The sequence below is a fragment of the Staphylococcus sp. GDH8C109P genome (genome assembly GCF_017893405.1).
Lineage (GTDB): Bacteria > Bacillota > Bacilli > Staphylococcales > Staphylococcaceae > Staphylococcus > Staphylococcus cohnii.
Map to the genome: position 1 here is coordinate 1 of NZ_JAESMX010000035.1, position 21,601 is coordinate 21,601.

The 21,601-nt window shown below is 31.4% G+C and carries 20 protein-coding genes; 3 read left to right on the forward strand and 17 right to left on the reverse strand.

The window, feature by feature from the left end:
* Positions 1 to 379 precede the first annotated feature (379 nt).
* The 6 genes from KA867_RS13230 to KA867_RS13255 form a co-directional block, all read right to left on the reverse strand.
* Positions 380 to 1,444: an Mrp/NBP35 family ATP-binding protein gene (locus KA867_RS13230; protein ID WP_210138329.1), complete on the reverse strand. Its 1,065-nt coding sequence runs from the start codon at positions 1,442 to 1,444 to the stop codon at positions 380 to 382.
* A gap of 162 nt (positions 1,445 to 1,606) precedes the next feature.
* Positions 1,607 to 2,062: a SepA family multidrug efflux transporter gene (locus KA867_RS13235; RefSeq protein WP_107385225.1), complete on the reverse strand. Its 456-nt coding sequence runs from the start codon at positions 2,060 to 2,062 to the stop codon at positions 1,607 to 1,609.
* 188 nt (positions 2,063 to 2,250) lie between these two features.
* Positions 2,251 to 3,594, reverse strand: coding sequence for a multidrug efflux MFS transporter SdrM (gene sdrM, locus KA867_RS13240; protein WP_210138330.1), 1,344 nt, complete (start codon positions 3,592 to 3,594; stop codon positions 2,251 to 2,253).
* Between the two features lie 248 nt (positions 3,595 to 3,842).
* Complete coding sequence (gene trhA / locus KA867_RS13245) at positions 3,843 to 4,526, reverse strand: PAQR family membrane homeostasis protein TrhA (protein WP_210138331.1); 684 nt, start codon at positions 4,524 to 4,526, stop codon at positions 3,843 to 3,845.
* 18 nt (positions 4,527 to 4,544) lie between these two features.
* Positions 4,545 to 5,732, reverse strand: coding sequence for a UTP--glucose-1-phosphate uridylyltransferase (locus KA867_RS13250; RefSeq protein ID WP_210138332.1), 1,188 nt, complete (start codon positions 5,730 to 5,732; stop codon positions 4,545 to 4,547).
* A gap of 115 nt (positions 5,733 to 5,847) precedes the next feature.
* On the reverse strand, positions 5,848 to 6,348 hold the full coding sequence (locus tag KA867_RS13255; protein WP_210138333.1) for a metal-dependent hydrolase: 501 nt from the start codon (positions 6,346 to 6,348) through the stop codon (positions 5,848 to 5,850).
* 175 nt (positions 6,349 to 6,523) lie between these two features.
* Between KA867_RS13255 and KA867_RS13260 the strand changes: the two genes are divergently transcribed.
* Together KA867_RS13260 and KA867_RS13265 are read left to right on the forward strand one after the other, a co-directional pair.
* Entirely contained in the window at positions 6,524 to 6,784 is a 261-nt protein-coding gene (locus KA867_RS13260) for a SunI/YnzG family protein (protein WP_107385334.1), read from the forward strand.
* A gap of 184 nt (positions 6,785 to 6,968) precedes the next feature.
* Complete coding sequence (locus tag KA867_RS13265; protein WP_210138334.1) at positions 6,969 to 7,286, forward strand: heme oxygenase; 318 nt, start codon at positions 6,969 to 6,971, stop codon at positions 7,284 to 7,286.
* 98 nt (positions 7,287 to 7,384) lie between these two features.
* Here KA867_RS13265 and KA867_RS13270 read toward each other — a convergent pair whose 3' ends face one another.
* The 7 genes from KA867_RS13270 to KA867_RS13300 form a co-directional block, all read right to left on the reverse strand.
* Positions 7,385 to 8,758 carry a YjiH family protein gene (locus tag KA867_RS13270; RefSeq protein WP_210138335.1) on the reverse strand — a complete coding sequence of 458 codons (1,374 nt, stop codon included), beginning with the start codon at positions 8,756 to 8,758 and terminating at the stop codon, positions 7,385 to 7,387.
* 347 nt (positions 8,759 to 9,105) lie between these two features.
* Positions 9,106 to 10,068 (reverse strand): FecCD family ABC transporter permease, encoded by a 963-nt coding sequence (locus tag KA867_RS13275; protein WP_210138336.1) that lies wholly within the window; start codon positions 10,066 to 10,068, stop codon positions 9,106 to 9,108.
* Positions 10,065 to 11,099, reverse strand: a complete 1,035-nt coding sequence (locus KA867_RS13280; RefSeq protein ID WP_210138337.1) for a FecCD family ABC transporter permease — start codon at positions 11,097 to 11,099, stop codon at positions 10,065 to 10,067. Before KA867_RS13280 ends, KA867_RS13275 begins: the two co-directional genes overlap by 4 nt.
* A gap of 18 nt (positions 11,100 to 11,117) precedes the next feature.
* The gene (locus KA867_RS13285) at positions 11,118 to 12,122 is read right to left on the reverse strand and encodes an ABC transporter substrate-binding protein (protein ID WP_210138338.1); all 1,005 of its coding nucleotides are present in this window, start codon (positions 12,120 to 12,122) and stop codon (positions 11,118 to 11,120) included.
* 94 nt (positions 12,123 to 12,216) lie between these two features.
* Positions 12,217 to 13,278, reverse strand: coding sequence for an alanine racemase (locus KA867_RS13290; RefSeq protein WP_210138339.1), 1,062 nt, complete (start codon positions 13,276 to 13,278; stop codon positions 12,217 to 12,219).
* 2 nt (positions 13,279 to 13,280) lie between these two features.
* Positions 13,281 to 15,038, reverse strand: coding sequence for an IucA/IucC family protein (locus KA867_RS13295; RefSeq protein ID WP_210138340.1), 1,758 nt, complete (start codon positions 15,036 to 15,038; stop codon positions 13,281 to 13,283).
* On the reverse strand, positions 15,035 to 16,210 hold the full coding sequence (locus KA867_RS13300; protein WP_210138341.1) for an MFS transporter: 1,176 nt from the start codon (positions 16,208 to 16,210) through the stop codon (positions 15,035 to 15,037). Before KA867_RS13300 ends, KA867_RS13295 begins: the two co-directional genes overlap by 4 nt.
* 101 nt (positions 16,211 to 16,311) lie before the next feature.
* Here KA867_RS13300 and KA867_RS13305 point away from each other — a divergent pair, with 101 nt between their 5' ends.
* Positions 16,312 to 18,261, forward strand: coding sequence for an IucA/IucC family protein (locus KA867_RS13305; protein WP_210138342.1), 1,950 nt, complete (start codon positions 16,312 to 16,314; stop codon positions 18,259 to 18,261).
* 72 nt (positions 18,262 to 18,333) lie between these two features.
* Here KA867_RS13305 and KA867_RS13310 read toward each other — a convergent pair whose 3' ends face one another.
* The 4 genes from KA867_RS13310 to KA867_RS13325 all read right to left on the reverse strand — a co-directional run bounded on the left by KA867_RS13310 (position 18,334) and on the right by KA867_RS13325 (position 21,397).
* Positions 18,334 to 18,840: an Asp23/Gls24 family envelope stress response protein gene (locus tag KA867_RS13310; RefSeq protein ID WP_210138343.1), complete on the reverse strand. Its 507-nt coding sequence runs from the start codon at positions 18,838 to 18,840 to the stop codon at positions 18,334 to 18,336.
* 59 nt (positions 18,841 to 18,899) lie between these two features.
* Positions 18,900 to 19,139 (reverse strand): DUF2273 domain-containing protein, encoded by a 240-nt coding sequence (locus KA867_RS13315; protein WP_019468675.1) that lies wholly within the window; start codon positions 19,137 to 19,139, stop codon positions 18,900 to 18,902.
* A 12-nt stretch (positions 19,140 to 19,151) separates the two neighbouring features.
* Positions 19,152 to 19,688 carry an alkaline shock response membrane anchor protein AmaP gene (gene amaP, locus KA867_RS13320; RefSeq protein WP_019468674.1) on the reverse strand — a complete coding sequence of 179 codons (537 nt, stop codon included), beginning with the start codon at positions 19,686 to 19,688 and terminating at the stop codon, positions 19,152 to 19,154.
* A 116-nt stretch (positions 19,689 to 19,804) separates the two neighbouring features.
* On the reverse strand, positions 19,805 to 21,397 hold the full coding sequence (locus KA867_RS13325) for a BCCT family transporter (RefSeq protein ID WP_210138344.1): 1,593 nt from the start codon (positions 21,395 to 21,397) through the stop codon (positions 19,805 to 19,807).
* Positions 21,398 to 21,601: the final 204 nt, after the last annotated feature.

A 21,601-nucleotide genomic window follows, 5' to 3' on the forward strand; every position in this document is an offset into this window, starting at 1 on the left:
TTTTCAATGTTCATTTTAATAAATAATTGCTTTTCTATTTTATCATCTTTGTTTACACTTTGTCAACAAAGATTTCATTTATTTAACAATCATTTAACATTACTTTAACAATATTAAATTATTAATATCTTTTTTTCAAGTATATTTTTTACACTTTTTAAAATTTGTTTAAAATAATGTTTTGCCGTTTTGACGACTTTTATATATTATCAACTTCATAATAAAAAGTCAATAGTTTATATATTTTTTTGCAACAAACTTTTCAAGCCACTCAATCGTGCTTTTATTGGTCACAAGAAACTATTCTAACAGCAATTCAAAAAATTGCAAGAGAAAAACTGAGCAGAATTAAAAATTTCTACCCAGTTTTATTAATAGTCTATTTTTTTGTTTTGTCGATGATTTGTTTTGCCATTGATTGATATATTTCACCTAGTCGATCATCTGCTTGATAAATAGAAGGTGCAAAATCTTTTGGATTCCATGATGGCTGTTCTAATGGTAATTGACCTAAAAGTTCTGTTTTCAACTCATCAGCTAACTTTTCACCGCCACCTTTACCAAACACGTATTCTTTATTGCCCGTTTCTTTGCTTTCAAAGTATGACATATTTTCTATGACACCTAAAATTGAATGTTCTGTATGTTTAGCCATAGCACCTGCTCTTGCTGCAACAAAAGCTGCAGTCGGATGAGGCGTAGAAACAATAATTTCTTTACTAGATGGTAACATTGTATGGACATCTAAAGCGATATCACCTGTACCTGGAGGTAAATCTAAAAGAAGATAATCTAAATCTCCCCAACGTACCTCAACAAAAAAGTTAGTTAACATCTTACCTAGCATAGGTCCTCTCCATATAACTGGCGCATTTTCTTCTACAAAAAATGCCATCGAAATGACTTTAACTCCATGTCTTTCAACCGGTATAATCTCTTTGCCATCCACTTCTGGCTTTTTGTCTATACCCATCATATCTGGAACACTAAAACCATATATATCAGCATCGACGAGTCCAACTTTTTTACCTTCTCTTGCTAATGAGACGGCTAAGTTTACAGCTACTGTGGATTTACCAACGCCCCCTTTACCAGATGCAATTGCTATAAATTCAACCGGATTATCTTTCGATAGTAAACCTTCTATTGTTTGAGGTTGGTCATCACTGTTACCTCTATACTGTTCAACAACATCAGACGGTAATTCTTCAAATCTTATTCCAACAGTATTCGCGCCATTTTCTTTAAGCACTTCCACAATAGCCATCTGTAAATCTAACTGTGGCTGTCCTCCTAATTGGGCCATAGCCACTTTAACACTTACATGTTCTATCTCATCTTTTGTTGTTACCTCTACGATTCCATCAGTTTCCTTTAAAGGAACATTAATAATTGGATCTTTAAGTTCTCCAACAAGTTCTTTAACTTGCTCTATCGTTAACACAAAGCGTCCCCCTCTATTATATAAATATATCCACTAATATTCTAACAAACATAACTTAATTTTGCTTTAAGTAGTTTACACTTAGTATAAATATAATCTTGGTAATACAAAAGCAGTTAGCTCAACGGTCACTTAACCACCTCTTAGCACTTATATCATCAACTATTTATTCTGATTAAGATTTTTGCTATCAGGATAAAAGACTTCTTTACATATAAATAGAATACCCATAATTACAACAATCACCCAAAAATCAATATCTATATATGCATAATGAATGTGAACAATAAAATAGAATAATAACGTTGTAACAACAAATGTTATTAAATGATAAGTTATTCCTTGAAAATAGGGATTATCTGGTAATTTTTTTCTGAAATAATCCATTAGGTTTTCAATAATAAATAACGTAAAATAACCTAATACGATATAACTACCATAATAAATCAAGTTATCATAAAAGCTTTTATTATAACCAAAGTATGCTAGATGAAAAAATATAAGGATACGACTCAATCCATATAAGCCAAATCCTAAGAATGCTAAAAATATAGCGCCAGAAATGATAAATACCGAAAGCACAATAAGCGTCGTAAATAAATACTTTATATATTTCATTGCTTACTGTCCTCCCCTTCATCTAATTTATTTTCTGCTTACTTCACATTAATCCTTAACTAAAAAAACTGTTTCTTATTTTACCATTATAACAACATACACCCAAATACAAATAAGCAAGTATTAAAATTCACTAAACTTCAATACTTGCTTAATAATTAAAATACATATAACTTTTTGTTTTTATTCTAAGAATTGATTTTGCAATCATCTTGTTTATACAGTGTATTCCAAAGTACAAACAGTACGATTAAGATGATAAAACTAAGTAAAATCACATTGTGTATTGGTAAATGAATAAATACGATTGTTAAACCATAAACCGTACCCATAATTGTAGAGCCGATAGAATTACCTAAACTTTTTGTTAATGTATATAATGACATCATGCGCTTCATATTCTGTGGAGAGGTTTCTTCTTGAGTTATAACACTATCTTTCGTATAAACTGTTCCAAAACTAATACCAGCCAGCAATAAACTAAACGCTATAAATATTGGTGTTTTTGTACCTACAAATATAAAAATGCCACATATTGTTAATAATGTAAAAGCAAATATATACAAGCCTTTTCTAGACATTTTTGCTTCTAACCTACTTAAATTGAAATTTAACACTAACCAAGCAAAGGAAATTGGAAAAATAACAAATCCACTCTGTAATGGTGATAGTCCGAGTTCTTCTTGAAGATATATCGGCATATATAAATTATATCCCATCAATATCATTGCATATAAAAAATCTGTGATAAAAACAAGTATAATTGTTTTGTTAAATTCTTTAACAGGGAAAAAGGGAGCCGCTACGCCCTTTTCATTTTTAATTAAAATCATACCCATGATAATCGCCACAATAAACGAAATACAATTTAAATACCAATGACTGCTATTCATTACTGTAAACATTAAAAAGAAAACAAACAGATAAAATAACATAAGCCCTTTAATATCTAATTTATGTGAAGTTGTTGTTTGTTCATGTTCAAAATGAAATGTAAATACCACCAACAACATCGCAATGATAGCGATAGGTATATTGACAAAGAATAACCAATGCCATGTAGCAAATTCTAAAATCCCACCACCTAGGACCGGACCTATGATACTTGATATACCCCACACACTACCCACAATCCCCATAATTTTATATCTTAGTGGAATTGCAAAAGCAAGCTTTGGAACTATTTGACTCAAAGCCATCATTATTCCTGCACCTAATCCTTGAATAAAGCGCGAGATAATTAATATATCAAATGTACTACTTATACCTGAAAAAAAGCTTCCAATCGTAAAAAAGACTAATCCTAATAGTGTTATGTATATGATTTTAGTACGGTCCAACAACTCACCTACAATTGGATTAGCAATTACAATTGCTATAAAATAAACTGAAAATATGAGTGATATTGAACCAGTCACATTTAAATCTTCTTTTATAGTAGGCAATGCTAATGAAACGATTGATGTTTCAATTGCAGACATAAACATAATTAATATTAATGCAACAACAACACCAAATGTTTTTATATTCATAATTAATCTCCTAACACGATACTTTCATTATCAATTATTACTAAATCACTAATTGTACCTAAGTTCAATAGGTTTGCTGTAAATTAGTTCTTTTGTCCTATAAAAAGCATTAAAAAGAAAGCGAGAATTCTAATCAAATGAATTTTTTTGATTTACTTCTCGCTCCCTTATTTGAGTGTATTTTTTTAATCCTATTAATTCTGCAAAGTAATCATACTTTACATTTAAACGGTCCATCTATTCAATGATTACATAAAATATAAAATAGCTATAAAGTGAAAAACAGAAGCTATTAAAATAAATAAATGCCAAATCATATGGAAATAAGGACGATCTTTTTGCGCATAAAACCAAGCGCCTATTGTATATGCTATGCCACCCAATAGTATAAATAACATAAACTTCAAACTAGTATCGAAAATAATTGTGGGCAAAAATATTACGCCAATCCATCCCATCACTAAGTACATCGTTAAGCTAAGCTTATGATTGACATGTTTAGCTAATGATTTATAGAGTATGCCCCAAAGTGTTATACCCCATAAAACGATCATTGCTGTCCAGCCTATCCAACCACCTACTAATACTAGACACACTGGTGTATAAGTTCCAGCAATGGCAATATAAATCATACTATGATCAATGATTCTAAGTATAAATTTATGTGAAGAGTAATTAGGCATTGTATGATAGACCGTTGAAGATAGAAACATTAAAAAGATACTTATTACATATATAGAAACACTAAAAGAGCCTAAAACACCATGTGCAAAATAACTTTGTAATGCCGCATATGGTAATGCGCATAAAGTGACAAAGGCAGCTACACCATGTGACACTGCATTACCAATTTCTTCTCCGAAAGTTAATGGTATGATATTTTTAAATGATTTAGTGACTTTATTGCTTTTAATCTCTAATGGTTTAGTCATTAGTGTAATCACCTTTTCTTAGATCCTATTTAAACGTTTTAAATCAGCTGTAGCAGTTTCAACACTATCTTTGCCCTCTTTATTTTTTAATGGTGAAAACTCTTCATCCCTCGGCACTTGTAATGTTATAAAACTGTCCGCATATTGGAAGATATCAAAATAAAATAATTCAAATTTTAAAGCAGGATTTTCAATAACGCCAAAGTCATCGTCCAATTGTTTAAGCTGTTTTACTGCCAAATGATATGGCAAATGATTATCTACAGCTGTGTTAATAAATTGTAATTTAAACATATGTATACCAATGTTTGCATTATTTAATTGATTTGCAGTTTCCGCTTCTAATTCTGAGTATTCAAGCACCGTATCTTTATCCTCATTTGTAACTAATCTTCCGACGCTTTCTCCTTGCTTGGGTTGAATCGATTTCGTTGTAATATCCATACTATTTTGGAAAGTATAACCTGCAAAAAATAAGTCTAAGACTTTTACCAAAACATTATCAATGTTATTTAAAAAGATATATTCAACACCATTTTCTGTCATATTTTCAAGATATCCTGCTTTTTTGAGTGATTTAAATACGCCACCATTACCGTTTGGGGTTTCTAAAATAGAACTATCAACATCTAAAATAAGTTTGCCTTCTTCAGATAATGCGACGATATTATCTTGGATAAAGAAGTGTACATGATCTTTGTCATATCCAAAATAATTTTTTTCTTCAAAAAACAACTGAGTTTGACTATCATTTATTTTACTTGTCATGATGTACCAATCTACATAAACACCCGTTTTTTCTTTCAATTCTAATAATTGACGTGCTTGTAGTTCAAATAAGCTCACACCTTCAATCTCAAATGCGCCTTTAGGTCCTTTGTATCCTAAACGTGTGCCTTGTCCACCTGCCATTAAGACTACTGCAAATCTGCCTTTTTTAATTGCTTCAATGCCAACATCTTCAAATTGTTTAACTTCTTCATCTGAAAAATTTTCTTTTATATCGTATTTCACTTCATTTACTGAAGATATATCGTCTATCATTTGTTTATTTAAATACAAATCACGATATAAATCTTGAATGTAAGCTAAATCTAATTTATCAACTTGACTCGCTAATTGTTCTTTTTCATTATTACTCATTAATTTTTCAAATTCTATTAGATGTTCTTGGTTAAACTTTGCTAACTCTTTCTTATCTAACATGTTCTCTCTCCTTTATATTCAAAATAGATAAAAATAATATCTTATATCTAATAGGAATATATAATTTCACTATATGCACTTTATATTATTACAATTATAATCACAACCATAATCACTAAAAATTTAAAAAGAGATTATTAAAAAATGATTTGAATAATACGTAAAGCGCACCTATTGAAAGCGCGCCTGCTAACGATAAGTCTACTAAACCACCCGTTTTAAAAACTAAGGGGAATTTAATCGTTAACGGTATTGGATATAATAATTTTACACCCCTAGGTGTTAACATATCTAGTATAACATGTGAAAGCAAACCAAGGATAATTGAAACTAAATAATACTCTGGTGTTTGAATAAAATATAAAAGGATGCTAATTATAGAAAGGAATAATAACGAGTGTGTAAAAGTCCTATGACCAAACAGTATACGAACTAAAAAACTCAATACTTTGAAACGCCTTCCAACCTTGCTTTGTGTATGACAAATATCAGGTAATAAGCTTGATATAACTGCAAGCGTCATAATTGTAATCGATGTAAATAAATCTGTTTGATAATAATCTATCGTTAATGCGCCTACTAATAAACCGCATGATGTGTGAGTTTTACCTGTCATGTTCATTGCCCCTTTTCTCGGCTAAATTTTACCATAAAATTATAGATAACGCGAACATACTTTCGGAAATAAAATAGTATGACATAATAACTAAAAGTATCACACAATCACTTGAAAACGATTACTTTTTATTGTATGCTATAGCTATAAATAATTTAAAGGATGTGTTCGCGATATGGCAATGACAGTAAAAAAAGATAACAATGAAGTAAGAATTCAATGGAGAGTCGCTGATATTAAGATTCCAACAAGTGAAATTAAAAATGTTTCACAAGATCAAAATATCCATGCAGTTCCAAAATTAGATAGAGAAAAAGTTTCACGTATTGGTTCTACATTTGGAAAAACAAATCGTGTTATCATTGATACTGATAATCATGAATACATTATTTACACGCAAAATGATCAAAAAGTTTATAATGAAATTACAAAATAATAATCACTAAAAGTTTAATTTAATGAACCTAATTGATTATAAAAAGAAGTGAAATTCTGATAAATTGAATTTCACTTCTTTTTAGTTATGCAGAGAAAGTGAATATTGAACAATGGCTTTCAATAATATAAAGATCCAGTTAAATGCTATACTAAAAATATCAATTAGAAAGTAGGTGGATAACATGTATGTTGTTACTAATAGAATAGATGTTAAGAAAGGGTTTGCTGAAAAACTAGCACCAAAATTTACACAAGGTGGAAAAATTCAAGATTTAGATGGCTTTCATCATATTGAAGTGTGGTTAATAGATGACGAAGCAGATTACGATCAAATGTATGTTAATACTTGGTGGGAAAATGAAGCAGCTTTCAATGGTTGGCTAAAAAGTGATGCTTTTAAAGAAGCGCATAGTCAAAACAATACTTCCCAACAAGATGAACCATCCCCTATTTTAGGAAATAAAATTGTAAAAGCTACTGTTTTAACAGAACTTCACTAATTTAATTAAAAAACACACATTTACAAATATAAGAAATGACTTAAAGGCAGGTTCCCTTAAAAAATTTCAAATATGAGTTCATGTGTGTTTTATTTTATTTAATTAAAATAAAGATGTGCCATTAAAGCAATAATTGGCAAAGCAATGATTGTTCTGATCAAGAAAATAACAAATAATTTAAAAATACTAACTGGTATTTTAGATCCTAAAATGACGCCACCCACTTCAGATAAATAAATCAACTGCGTAATACTCAAAGCACCAATGACAAACAATGTGATGTCATTGCCCACGCCTTCAATTAAAATAGAAGGCAAGAACATGTCAGCAAAACCTATTAAAACTGTTTCTGAAGCCTGTGTAGCTTCTGGAATTTGCAATAAATCTAAATAAGGTACAAAAGGTTTACCAATAATTGCAAATATTGGAGTATAAGTCGCAATAACTGTAGCCAATGTTCCAACACTCATTACAACTGGTAATATAACGAACCACATATCTATAACAGTTTTAAAACCAGATTTAAAGAACAATTTGAATCCTGGCGCTTTAATTCCTGTTTCTGTAGCCATATCAAAACCATGTCTCAAAGCAGTTTTATTTTCAGGTAGCTTCTCAGTTCTCATTTCTTCAGATACTTCTTTGGAATATTCATCTTTAATCGTACTCAATGGCCATATTCTAGGTAAAATCAAGGCACATACAATACATGATATGATAACTGATAAATAAAAATAAAAGAAATGATTTTGCATATGTACTGTTTCTGCAACAACAATTGCAAATGTTAATGATACTACACTGAAAGTCGTGGCTATCACTGTCGCTTCACGTCTAGAATAAAATCCACCTTCATACTGCCTACTTGTTATTAAGACCCCAACTGTCCCATCGCCAATAAATGATGCTAAATTATCTACTGTTGAACGTCCTGGCAGCGTAAATAATGGTCGCATGATTGGTCTGAAAATCGGTCCTAATAATTCTAATAGACCATATTCCATTAACAAAGGTAAAAAGAGTGCCGCAAAGAAAAACACAGATACAAGCGTTGGTAATAAACTTTCGAACACTAAACCACCAGTATCAGCTGAATAAATTGCTTTTGAGCCCATTTTCAAATATGTCATCCAGACAAAAATAACGGCTAAAACCCTTAAAATAAGCCAGACAAATTTTACATTAAATGCGTTATTCATTAATCCTTCAGGTTTCAATTTATTTTTCAATACCGTCGAACAGACGATAGATAAAACACCTGAAATAGTAATTATTATTACAATAATCAATGGCATCGCATCACCTAATAAATCTTTTAATAGACCTGCTAAAAATGCCACTGGTAAGGTCGTTTGCTTTTCACCATCTTCAGTCACGGTTATAGGAATCAAAAATAGAATAATCCCCAAAATTGACATCAAAATGAATTTTAATCTTCCCTTGATAATTTGTGCTTTACTATAATCGTCCATTTCGTTCACCCCTTAGGTGTGTATATATTTTCATAAACACTTTAAAAAGCAACAGCAATAATTATAACCTATTTTGTATAAATATGTAAATCAAATTTTTATGTCTTTTTAATGTCATTTCTCTTTATAGCTAATAAAAGGGAGTGGGACAGAAATCTAATTTTATTAAATAGATTTCGCCGTCCCACCCCGACAAGGTTGACTAGAATTGAAAAGCCTTAATCTAAAGCGCATTTTCGGTTCAGCCATTTTATGTCAATATAAAGTGAGGTTGGTCTGAATACATAATGTCTTAGCCTCTACTTTAAATGAAAGCGCTTTCGTTTTCAATCTTTTATATATTAAATTTATAATTTCCTCAATAAAAATAGAAAATATGGTACACCAACAATCGCGACAATGACCCCAACAGGAATATCAATTGGTGGGTGAATACCTCTTGCTAGACTGTCGCTTATCATTAAAATTAAAGCACCTAATAAGCCAGACATAAGTGTAATATGCTTATGTTTATGACCAACTAACTGTCTAGCTATGTGAGGTGCAATGAGACCTAAAAAGCTCAGTCCACCAACTACTGATATTGAAGCACCTGCTAAAATGACAGCTAAAAATAAAAGGATTGCTTTTACCTTTTTCACCTTTGCCCCTAGTGCAATTGCTATATCATCACCTAATGTCAAAATATCTAGTTGATGACAATAATAAAATATCACCGGTAACGCAACAATAAACCAAGGTAATATCACCCACACATTTGACATACTATGACCATATAGGCTACCTGTTAGCCAGACTAATGCCGTGTTAGCGTCAAGCGGGTTACGTATGAGCATATATTGTACAATTGCTGTACATATTGCACCTATTGCTAAACCAATTAATGCTAACTTAGAACCTTTTACATTAAATCTTGATATTAATATAGTTAAAATCAAACTTATAATTAATGCACCTGCAAATGATCCAAATGGTAATATGAATAAAGGTGCTGATGGAAATAGCATGATAATTGTAACGGCAGATAAACTTGCACCTTTGGTAATACCTATCACATCAGGAGAAGCCAGAGCATTTCTAACGACGCCTTGTATCAATGCACCGGAAATAGCAAGGCTACTACCTACAATTAATGCCAAAAACATTCTTGGTGCTCTATATTCGCTAATTATAAAATTATTTTGTGTAAAAAGGCTTTTTACCGCTTCAAACGGATTGATTAACACAGCACCTATTGAAAGGGACGCAATTGACGCAATCAATAACAATACTGTAACTAACGAATAGCGAAATATGAATGGACGCTTCATAGCCTTCTCACCCCTTTTATTGTAAATGCTAAGAAATAAAAAGCACCTATAAATGACGTTACTATACCTACAGGTGATTCAAAAGGAAAGGCAATCAATCTACTTAAAACGTCAGATAATAATAATAAGTTTGCGCCGATAATCATCGTTAAAGGCACCATTAATCTATAATCTGTTTTAATATAGTGCTTAACAATATGTGGCACTATCAGTCCTACAAAACCAATTGGACCTGCGATTGAAACAGAAGTACCTGCCAATACAATGACTAAGATACCAATGATTATTCTTATCAATTTAACATTTTGACCTAACGACGTGGCCAAATCCTCACCTAATTCCATGATTGTCAATTGTTTAGCTATGATAACTGTACAGATAAATGCAAGTATCAACCATGGTAAGATACCTAATACTTGTGTCCATGTAATCGAGGATAAAGATCCTACTAACCAAAACATCACTGTTGATGTTGCATCTTCATTTAATAAGATAATACCCTGTGTCATACTTGAAAAAAATAAATGGATTGCCATTCCGGCAAGCGCTAACTTAATTGGAGTCATCCCTCTTGTTGAGCCAGATAAAGCGTAGACAGTTAGACCACCTATAAAGGCACCTATAAAAGCTAATATCGTTGCATAATATGACAACGATGGCACAAGCATAGTAATCAATACAATCACGAAAGAAGCACCTGAATTCACGCCAAATATCTGAGGAGAAGCCAAAGGATTTCTAGTCATCGCTTGCATTAACAATCCTGCTAACCCTAGCGCTGCACCTATGAATAAACCAGCTAACATTCTTGGTATTCTTACATTATGTATTAAAAAAGTTTGTTTTGTATGTGAATGCGCAAAAAAATAATCATTAAAGTCATTGAAAGTAATATGAGAGGCGCCTACACTTAAATTAAAATAAATAATGACAAAAAGCGCACACACACTCACTATAAATGTGAGTGCTGTGCGTTTGTTATTTTTCTTGTCTTCATTTTTGGTTTGGTTAATGCTATTAGACTTAGTCATTTACCGTTCACCTTACTTTTATTGTTTATCATTTTTTTCATCTTTTGAAATCTCTACTAATTGTTTAGCAATCTCTTCAGAAGAAATGATACCTCTTGCACGAGCCCAAGTATTTCTATCTACAACAGCAATTCTATCATTTTTAACAGCATCTAAACTTTGCCAAACTGGCTCTTCTTCTTGCTTTTTCAAGTTTGGATCAGTTTTTCCTTTGTCCACCATGATAAACATGCGTCCTGGATTAATGTCTGAAAGCACTTCTGAATTTAGTTGTAAGTATGGTCCTTTTAAATACTTGGATAGGTTATCTGTTTCAGTTTTATTAAGCGCATTGTTAAAACCTAATTCTTTTAATAATTCACCTACATATGTGTTTTCTGGATGTGCAAGCAAACCAGATTTGGCAATTACTGTAGCTAATACTGGTTGAGATTTGTCCATTGTTATTTCTTTCTTATATTTATCCATTAACTCATTATGTTCTTTTAATCTTTCTTTTCCTTTATCTTCTTCACCTGTAGCTTTAGCAATTGTTTTAAATGCCTCTAGATTGTCTTTATAATCACTATCAAAGCTTGGTAACATGATCGTAGGGGCAATTTTTTCTAAATCTTTTTGTATGCCTTTATGTCTGTTACTATCTGCGATAATTAAATCTGGTTTCTGATTACTAATTTCTTCCAGGTTTGGTTGTTTACGTGCACCTACTGATTGATAATCACCTATTTTTTCACGTATCGGTGCTAAAATTCTATCTTTTTTACCATCATCAGCGACACCAACCGGTTTAATATCCAATGCTGCTAAAGCATCAACAAATGAAAACTCCAGTGCAACTACACGTTTAGGTTTTTTATCAATGTTAGTTGTTCCTCCATCATGCTCAATCGTTGTGCCGTTTTTACTTTTGTCGTCATTTTTAGATTGGTCAGAACCATTATCACTAACTTTACCACAAGCCGCTAACAGGATAAGCGTTAATGTGATTAATAATAGACCCATCCATTTAGATCTTTGCTTCATCGTTTTCACTCCTTAGATATGTATCATTACACATCTAATTTTATTGATAACGATTCTCAATGTCAATAATTTTTTTATTAAAATTTGATAAAAATCAAATTTTATTCAATATTCTCATATTTTTGATATAACACATTTTTTCAATAACATCATCACTCTGATAATCTTTGGCTAAATTAGGTACAAACATACTTTGTGCTAAAGCTTTGTAACCTAAACTGAACTGTATTTTATCTCCGATATGATAATGATCGTTATTTAATAAATTTATCATAAGGTGATCACTCGTCGCACCCAAAACTTTCACTTGATGATGTAATGGTTTAATGTCATTGACGTCTGTGTCTAAATTTCCTATATCTACAATTGCTTGTAAATAGTGTTGCCCATCATTCACGTTAATACGTGGTTTGATTTCAACAATTTCTGTTTCTAAAATGATGGCATTTTGATATAAAGTAGCAAATTGGTTATTTGTAGTCGTTTCAATTCCTCTAAACAAAGTTTCTCCAACCCTTAATTCGTTAATTTTTCCTAAATCGTTATAAAGCATTTGTAGTAGCATACTAGAATTGCCACCTGAGATTATTTCAAATTTCATATGTGTTTCTTTCTCGATTAAAGTTATAAACTGATTGATCATTTCAACGTCCTCTTCGGTTGGCGCAATATCATTAAAACACATAAAATTAAAAGCCAATCCTTTGAGGCATATATGATGCATGTTAATAATTTCTCTAATATAAGCAATTACGTCGTAAGTCAGCACACCTTCTCTAGCATCTTTCCAATCAACCATTAATAATATTTTATGTTTCACATCATAATTACTTGCGATTTCATTGATTTGTCGTATTGTTTCTAATTCAGTTTGAATGCTCATGTCAACGTGGCGTACTACATTTTCTAATTCATCATGGTTACTATTTCTAATTAATGTATAAGATATGGCTTCATCTGTACTTTTTAGAATATTACTGATCCTTGCATCTGCAACATGTGTAATGCCAATACTTTTCAACATTTCAACGATTGTTTTATCACCTGCCACACATTTAATCACAGGTGTAAAAGCAATGTGATGTTGTTTTAAAAGTGTGTTTAATGTCATGGCGTTGTATTTAATTTTAGAAAGATTTATGTTGATTTTTGCCATAATTACACCTCATTACTTAAAGGATTATCTAAATCTATAGTTAAATAATTTTTAACTTTACCTTCCATTCGCATACGTAACAATGCTTTCACATTTATTTTAGCGCCAAATAAGATTTGTCGTAGTATGTGTGCATGTGCTTTTTTAGAATCAATGGATTGTTCAACTGCTTCACGTACAAGGTCAAATAGTTCGTCTGCTTCAATACCATCATATTGCGTGAAATGATGTATTAATTCTGAAATTTGATTTTGAATGACAGCATGTTGAAATTTTGCAATGACCGCTTCAATATTCTCAACGATTAAACTTTTATTAGTTACATTAATGTTAGGTAATTGAGCTTTTAACGTATTTAAGTCAATTCTTGAGCCTCCTAAATCTCTGATCATAAACTTCATTTTAAAATCATGGTTCAAATTAACAATTGTGTTTTGCATGTGTGCTTCTAAAGCAACCCCGTAATCTTGAATGTAGGCTATTAATGGTTTTATAAGTGTTAATGCATAATTACTAATAAATTTTTTAATTGTCTCTTTGGTTAATTTTAGACCAAGCCATTCTATATAACTATCGACGATGATTTGATTATCGACAGGATTTCTATTGACCAAACTTCCCGTTACTATCGTGAGGCCAGTGTTTGAAATTTGTGGCTGATAACGCACAATACAAGCTAATTGGCGTGCGATATCTTCATCTGTATCAGCATATATGCCATAGGGTTCCAACGCGACCTTTAATTGAGGATACACATCCATCATATCTTGCAGCTCATAACTTAATTTAGGACCATCAACGGTGGTTACTGATGAAACGGTTCTCACTGCACTTGTCGCCTGTACATTTATTGGTAATTTGACATGAAATGGTTTATTGAGTAGCTCCATTGTTCTGAAAGACAGTGTTGCTTTAGACTCTATTTCAAACGGTGTCGCTAAAAGACGTTGTGTTTCTATCCAATGTCCAAATTGTTGTGGAATAACATTTTCATATTGCCATGGGTGTACCAATATAATTCGATAATCTGCTAAATCTAAATCGTGTGAATCTAGAAATGCTTTTATTTTAACTTTATATTCAGGAATGACTTGATTGATGATATATTGTTCATCGTCTTCCATCGCAGTTGCTATACAAAATTGTTTATGGACAAGCATGATTTTCAACGGAATAATTTTTTCAAATTCAGGCGCATATAATTTAACTTCTTCATTCGTTAAGGGTAGCTTTGTTTTAGTTAAAGGATGTGTTGGATGCCCCTCCACTACAAGGCTTTCAGAATAAATCAAATCATTAACATCATTATCTTCTTTCATATGCTGGAGCCAAGTAAAAAAGTTGATCGTCATTGGCATTCTTGAAAAATTCAAACTGTCACGAATGTTTGATTGTCTATAATTAAAATTTTCATAACTCATCGCTAGACCTTCTCGGCTTGATTGTAACTCTGCTGTTAATCTAGTACTAATAGGGATATCAAATTGATTTGTTAATAATTCAAGCAATTGTTCCAAAGATTCAATATTAAAACTCGTGTCACCTTTAATATAACGTATCTCACCTTCAAAGACGTAACGCATTAAAGGACTCTTTCTTATATAGTTAACATTTAATGCTTGTCCTTTGTATTGAAGTTCTAGGCATTTATCAAAAGACTTAAAGAACATTTTCTCAGGAAAAATATGTTCTTTAAGAATCGCATTAAACATGCGATATTGAATATTTAAATCTGCTAATTTCCATATATGATGCATCATACAACATTGCCTCCATTTGTTCTTTGTCTGTTAATCATGCCAAATATTAATGCAATCGTTAAGGTACTTAATCCCATAATAATGAAGGTTTCTATAATACCTATGTATTCGGTTAAAAAGCTCATGATCATGGCACCTAATGGAATCATTCCTCTATCCATCATTACAACACTTAGTATTTTCCCTCGATGTTCTGGTTTAACACGATGTTGAAAATAAATCCTATTAGTGGTACGCATCCATTGACTGAACAGACCAATTAAAAAAACTGAAATAAAAAATAAAATAATATTCTGGCTAATACTACCTAATAAAGAAACGCCAAATAATATCGAACTATAATAATACATCTTCACCATAGAGATGTTTTCTAGTAAATTAGGTAAAATCATCGTCGCAATAATACCACCTATTGCACAACATGTCATTGCTGTCCCAAACATCGTTACTTGTTCAGGGAATGTTTTATCTGTTAAAACTGGTAATAATGAAGTATATGTAAAACCACTAGCCATTATAATCAAAGATGTTACAAATATCCTAGTGCCAACACTATTATCTTTAAAATATTCAAACACAAATTTCATACTCATTTGTGTTTCTGTTTCACCATCCCTCGGTTGTTCAATTTTAAGAGGTAAGCATAGCATTAAGGATATTAAGTAACATACCGCTTGTATACTGAAACTTATTTCTGCGTTATAGCTCGCCATTACTAAACCTGCTATAGCCGGACCTATAGATCTACAAATATTAATAATAAATGAATGGTACGAAACAACCTGTGTTGTTGTTAAACGTTTCGTCAAATCTGGTAGTACAGATTGACGTACTGGTGTTTCTATTGCACTCATAATACCTCTACCCAATGAATATAATAAAAATACTACAATCGGTATATCCCATCCTTGAAAGATTAAGACACACAATAAAGTGGTAAGTAAGAAAGAAGAAGAGATTGTTATTTTCAATAATTTCCCTCTATTACATCGATCTGCTAGTGCACCAGCCCATACACTAATGAGTAAAATAGGCACAAGACGGAAAAAATTAATGAGTCCAAGATGAATTGCGTTATGATATAACGTATACACGTACCAATTTAAAGTGATATGTCCAATCCAATTTCCTAAAAATAATAGGAACGAACTTGGAAAAAAATACTTTGCCATATTTTCACCTGACTTTTTTAATTGATAATAATTATCATTATCGATATTATGGATTATACAAATATCTTATACTTTTGTAAAATAATTTTTAGAGGTGCTTTATGAATTCAAAAAGTATTAACAACAATTTATTAAATAATATTAACAATGACGAACAACGTGCATTTGAATATTTATCATCAATCAATGAACAATGGGCAAAATTGTTCCTAAATATGCTTTTAGATAGTCGAGATAAAATATCTCAAAGATTAATTTCTTCATTACATAGGGAAAATTTAGTAGAAAGTCGGAGCCGCAGTAAGATTATTTCTAATCAAGATTTGAACATTGAACACTTACCAGCAAATAGTAAATTGCTATCCATTGCATTTCCTGAACTTAATAAGACACTATATGCAACTATAACAGGACAACATGCATTTGATCGCTTAGATGTTCAAGGGCCATTTTATATTGCACACAATGGCAGTTACAATAGAGTACAACATCCAAATGAAATATTAAACATCATTTTAACAATATCACCAGAACTTGATAATGAAGCTAGCACACAATTTTATGAAGATTTGAACAACAGTGTCACAAATATGGCAATTGCATTAAGCTATCAAGCACACACATTAGAGAACAATAAAAACAGTTTATATGATTTAATTATAAATTCAGAAGATAGTTATTTGAGTTCTGAACAGTTTGTTATTGAAGGTCACCCAATTCATCCAGGCGCAAAATTACGTAAAGGAATGACACCAGAAACTGTAATTAATTACTCAGCGGAATTTGGTAATGCCATATCCTTACAATTTATTTTAATACATAAATCAATAGCAAAAGCTCAAACCTATATTGAAAAAGAAAATGATTTACTCTTTCGATTGTTTGAAGGATTAGAAACAGCTGTAATAAATCATGTTGGCCGTGATCAAGTAAATCAATATTACGTAATGGTCGTACACCCATGGCAATACGACAAAATATTATTACAGGAGTATAAAGAAGAGTTAAAAAACAAGAAAGTGATGCCAATTCATTATCAACAATCATATTACGCGGGGCTATCATTTAGAACTTTAATGCCCAAATATCCTGAAAAATTACCTCATATTAAGTTATCAACTAATGTTCATATTACGGGTGAGATTAGAACATTATCTGAACAAACTACAATAAATGGGCCACAGGTGACACATATTCTTAATGATATTAAACAAAATGATTCATTATTTAAACATATAAACGCTGATACAATTGATGAGCTTGCTGGTATTCATTTCTATAACTCATTGGATGACCCATCTATCAGAACAAATAGAAGCGAACAACTAGGTACATTATTTAGAACCAATATTTACCAATTGATCAAAAATGATGCTACACCTCTCATCCCATCAGCTTTAGTTGCTTCAACGATATATAATGATGAACCATTAATTGTCTCGTTAATTAGCAAATATAAAGAAAAAAATAAGTTCTCGACCTTTGAAATAGCTGCTTTATCTTGGATACAACAATACAGTCAAGCCTTAATAGATATCACGATGCCACTGTATGTGAAATACGGTATCGCCCTTGAAGCGCATTTACAAAATTCAATCGCTACATTTACCGAGGATGGCCTTTTAGATACACTTTATATACGTGATTTTGAGGGGTTACGTATAGATCAAATACACTTAAATAAGATGGGCTATAGTACTGCACATTTTCATGAAAAATCTTTAATTTTATCTGATCAACCTCAAACAGTATTCAATAAAGTTTTTTACTCAAGTATTCAAAATCATCTCGGTGAATTAATTGTCAGTATTACAAAATCAAGTGAGCATTCTAATTTTGAAACACAACTTTGGCAATTAATTCGTGATATATTAATTGCTAAATTAAAAGTTATTGCAAATGATATAGATGACCAACAACGCATAGAAAATATTAAATCAATTCTATTGGCACCAAAAATTGATTATAAATGTGTTACAACCATGCGCCTCACAGATGAAGCGGATTATTATACCTATATCAAGGTTAGCAATCCATTATACCAGGAATAAAAATACGCTATATGAACGTACAAAAAAACTACCGGTAAAGTAATTACTTTGCCGGTAGTTTTTTATTAAATGTTATTGTAGGCCTTTATTTTCGTTGCTTGAATCTTGGTTCTTTTCATTTTTTTGTGACCATTCTTTTCTAGTCATCACGTCTTCAACACGCATATTCACTTCTACAACTTCAAGACCAGTAATATATTTAACTTGTTCTTTTACTAAGTCTGTCACTTTGCGGAAGATTTTAGGTGCAGATTCACCATATTCTAAAATAACTTTTAAATCAACTGCCGCTTGTTTTTCGCCTACTTCTACACTAACACCTTGTGTTACATTGTTACTGCTACCAAATGAGCTAGAAATGTTATCAACGAAACCGCCTTTCATTTCTAAAATACCATTTACTTCACGTGCAGCAATACCTGCAATTTTTTCAATAACTTCATCTGAGAAAGTTAACTTATTATTGAATTCTGGTTCTTGTTTCTGATGTTGTTGTTGCTGTTGTTGTTCTTGCTCTTTTTCATTTACTCCAGTTTGATTATCATATGCTTGTTTTGCTTTATTATTATCTACTGCCATAATTAATTCTCCTTTTTTATATAAGATTTTAAAATACTTAATTTACTATTTTAAATTAATTAACTCCATCGATTTAAGAAATTCAAAAAATCTTGCTTACGGTCTTTAGTATACCCAATACCAATACCAATTAAACATAAAACAATAATTAAAATTGTACTCCAGAAACCTAACGTTAAAAATAAGATAGCGATAATTAGAAATGCTAAAAATCCAATTATTCTCCATTTAAATGTTTTGAAAAAATCAACAACTTCTTGTGTAGAATCTTGTCTTTGTTGGTTATTATTGTTAGCCATGATAACCCTCCCTTACAACACACGTTTGCCTGAGGCTTTTTGATCTCTAACATTAACCTCTAATTTTGAAACTGGTAATTCTGTGAAATGCTCAACATTTTGTTTAATGTCATTTCTTATTTCTTCTGTCAATGAACCAACTTGAACATCACCTGGAACAAAGAAATCCGCTTTTAAAGCAATATGCGATTTCTTTTTCTTGTTATATAGTTTCGCTATAACATTTGGTTGACGAATTTGATCATATTTTACAAGCGTATCGTATGCAGATTTTTCAACCGCTTTTCTTGATACATAAATATGTCCATCTTCATAGTCTTTATAAAGACCAGGTTTTCTGTACGTAGGTTTAAACAAGCTAAATACAAGTATTAGACCTATTAAAATCAGTAGGGCTGCTAAGCCAATAAGCGTCGGTTCAAACCAATTAAATTGCTTGAAGTAGTCTTGATACTCACTAATTCTAGAATCTTTGATATACATAAATAGTAAAAAACCAACGATGACTACGATTAATAGACCTAGTATAAAATTTTTAATTCGCTTCACCTCGTATGACACCTCCTATAGTTAAATTATATGTATATGTCATACATCTTTATACCCCGTTAAATAAAAGTAAAAACATTTTAAATTGAAATTATAATGTATTTGGTAAAATAATTTTAATTACTATCGTGATGCGTTTGTGATTGGATATTTTTTTCATGCTCTTGACTCGCTTTTCGATATTGTAAATATTTTTCATCTGAAACAAGTAATTTATTGCTAGGTCGTGGTTTTTCAATTGATAATGATTTGAACAACGACCAAATCATAAAGATAATAACGATTGAAAAGGGTAATGCTGCTATGATTAATAAGTTTTGTATTGACTGTGTACCACCTGTATAAATCATAATCATAGCAAATAGCGCTAAAATAACACCCCAACTTACTTTTACTACACCAGATGGATTAATACTACCTTTAGAACTCAACATACCTAGCACATAAGTTGCAGAGTCTGCTGACGTAACAAAGAAAATCATAATTACAATGAGTGTAATAATACTGAGTAAAAATCCTAATGGAAAATGCTCAAGTGTTGCAAATGTTGCAGTTTCAGTTGCCTCTTTAGCAATGTTGGCAATGCCATTTTGCTGTAAATAAATCGCTGACGCTCCGAACACTGCAAAGAATAAAAAACAAACAAGTGCAGGTACAAAAAGTACACCTAAAATAAATTCTTTAATTGTTCTACCTCGAGAAACTCGAGCAATGAATATGCCAACAAAAGGTGCCCAAGAGACCCACCAAGCCCAGTAGAAAATAGTCCACTGTTGCAACCATTGGAATTTCTCTCTACCTGATTGTGGAATACGTAAACTCATGTTAAAGAAATTAGCAATATAATCTCCTAATGAATTAGTAAACGTATTTAAAATGTTTAACGTAGGTCCGACACAAAATAATGCGATCAATACTACAAAAGCTAAAAACATATTAATATTACTTAAGTTTTTAATGCCTTTATCAATACCTGACCAAGCAGACCACGTAAATAACACTGTAGCAATAACAATAATCACAACTTGTGTACCAAAATTAGAAGGTATTTTAAATAAAAAATTTAGACCTTCATTAATCTGTAATGCACCAAATCCAAGTGTCGCAGCAACACCAGTCACTGTGGCGATAATTGCAAGTACATCGATTGCGCCACCTATTGGGCCACGCATCATTTTTTCTCCTAAAATTGGTCTTAATGTAGCACTCACTAGTCCAGGATACCCTTTATGAAAATTGAAATATGCAAACACAAGTCCAACAATTCCGTATACTGCCCACGCATGAATCCCCCAGTGGAAAAATGAGAATTGCATCGCTTCATTGATAGCAGTTTGTGTTCCTGCTTTATGTATCGGTGTTAATGTAAATGCATGACTGATGGGCTCAGCTGTTGTCCAAAATACTAAACCAATCCCCATACCTGCACTAAACAACATTGCAAACCATGATTTTAGTGAAAATTCTGGGTCTTCTCCTTCTTCTCCTAAAGTTATTGTTGAATATCTAGAGAATAATAAATAGATACATACAACTAAAATAGCTAATACTAATAGTAAATAATACCATCCAAAATTTACTGCAATAAAATTGGTAATCGCTTGTGTGACCGATTCTAATTGTTTAGGCGCAATTGCGCCATAAATAACAAATAGCGTACAAATCGTTAGCGCTACCCAAAAAACTACTGTTAATTTTTTAAGACGCATATTAACATGACACTCTCCCTTTACTTTATGTGTCATATATACCCTTACATCGTGGTAATATGCGTGATTTATGAATTTAATTGTATTTAACACTTTAATTTATACATTCTTTATCATAAATTGTGCATATGTTCATAAGTAATAATTTTCGATATTGATATTGTGAGAAACTGTTACTTTGAAAAATCAAAACCACCCGTATAA

Bases quoted from the DNA above. Each gene is read 5' to 3' on its own strand.
- KA867_RS13255 (WP_210138333.1), bottom strand. From the start codon at position 6,348: ATGACAGGTAAAACTCACACATCATGCGGTTTATTAGTAGGCGCATTA.
- KA867_RS13285 (WP_210138338.1), bottom strand. From the start codon at position 12,122: ATGAAGCAAAGATCTAAATGGATGGGTCTATTATTAATCACATTAACG.
- trhA (WP_210138331.1), bottom strand. From the start codon at position 4,526: ATGACTAAACCATTAGAGATTAAAAGCAATAAAGTCACTAAATCATTT.
- KA867_RS13270 (WP_210138335.1), bottom strand. From the start codon at position 8,758: ATGGACGATTATAGTAAAGCACAAATTATCAAGGGAAGATTAAAATTC.
- sdrM (WP_210138330.1), bottom strand. From the start codon at position 3,594: ATGAATATAAAAACATTTGGTGTTGTTGTTGCATTAATATTAATTATG.
- KA867_RS13235 (WP_107385225.1), bottom strand. From the start codon at position 2,062: ATGAAATATATAAAGTATTTATTTACGACGCTTATTGTGCTTTCGGTA.
- KA867_RS13250 (WP_210138332.1), bottom strand. From the start codon at position 5,732: ATGTTAGATAAGAAAGAGTTAGCAAAGTTTAACCAAGAACATCTAATA.
- KA867_RS13300 (WP_210138341.1), bottom strand. From the start codon at position 16,210: ATGGCAAAGTATTTTTTTCCAAGTTCGTTCCTATTATTTTTAGGAAAT.
- KA867_RS13310 (WP_210138343.1), bottom strand. From the start codon at position 18,840: ATGGCAGTAGATAATAATAAAGCAAAACAAGCATATGATAATCAAACT.
- KA867_RS13275 (WP_210138336.1), bottom strand. From the start codon at position 10,068: ATGAAGCGTCCATTCATATTTCGCTATTCGTTAGTTACAGTATTGTTA.
- KA867_RS13260 (WP_107385334.1), top strand. From the start codon at position 6,524: ATGGCAATGACAGTAAAAAAAGATAACAATGAAGTAAGAATTCAATGG.
- KA867_RS13305 (WP_210138342.1), top strand. From the start codon at position 16,312: ATGAATTCAAAAAGTATTAACAACAATTTATTAAATAATATTAACAAT.
- KA867_RS13295 (WP_210138340.1), bottom strand. From the start codon at position 15,038: ATGATGCATCATATATGGAAATTAGCAGATTTAAATATTCAATATCGC.
- KA867_RS13265 (WP_210138334.1), top strand. From the start codon at position 6,969: ATGTATGTTGTTACTAATAGAATAGATGTTAAGAAAGGGTTTGCTGAA.
- KA867_RS13325 (WP_210138344.1), bottom strand. From the start codon at position 21,397: ATGCGTCTTAAAAAATTAACAGTAGTTTTTTGGGTAGCGCTAACGATT.
- KA867_RS13290 (WP_210138339.1), bottom strand. From the start codon at position 13,278: ATGGCAAAAATCAACATAAATCTTTCTAAAATTAAATACAACGCCATG.
- KA867_RS13280 (WP_210138337.1), bottom strand. From the start codon at position 11,099: ATGACTAAGTCTAATAGCATTAACCAAACCAAAAATGAAGACAAGAAA.
- KA867_RS13315 (WP_019468675.1), bottom strand. From the start codon at position 19,139: ATGGCTAACAATAATAACCAACAAAGACAAGATTCTACACAAGAAGTT.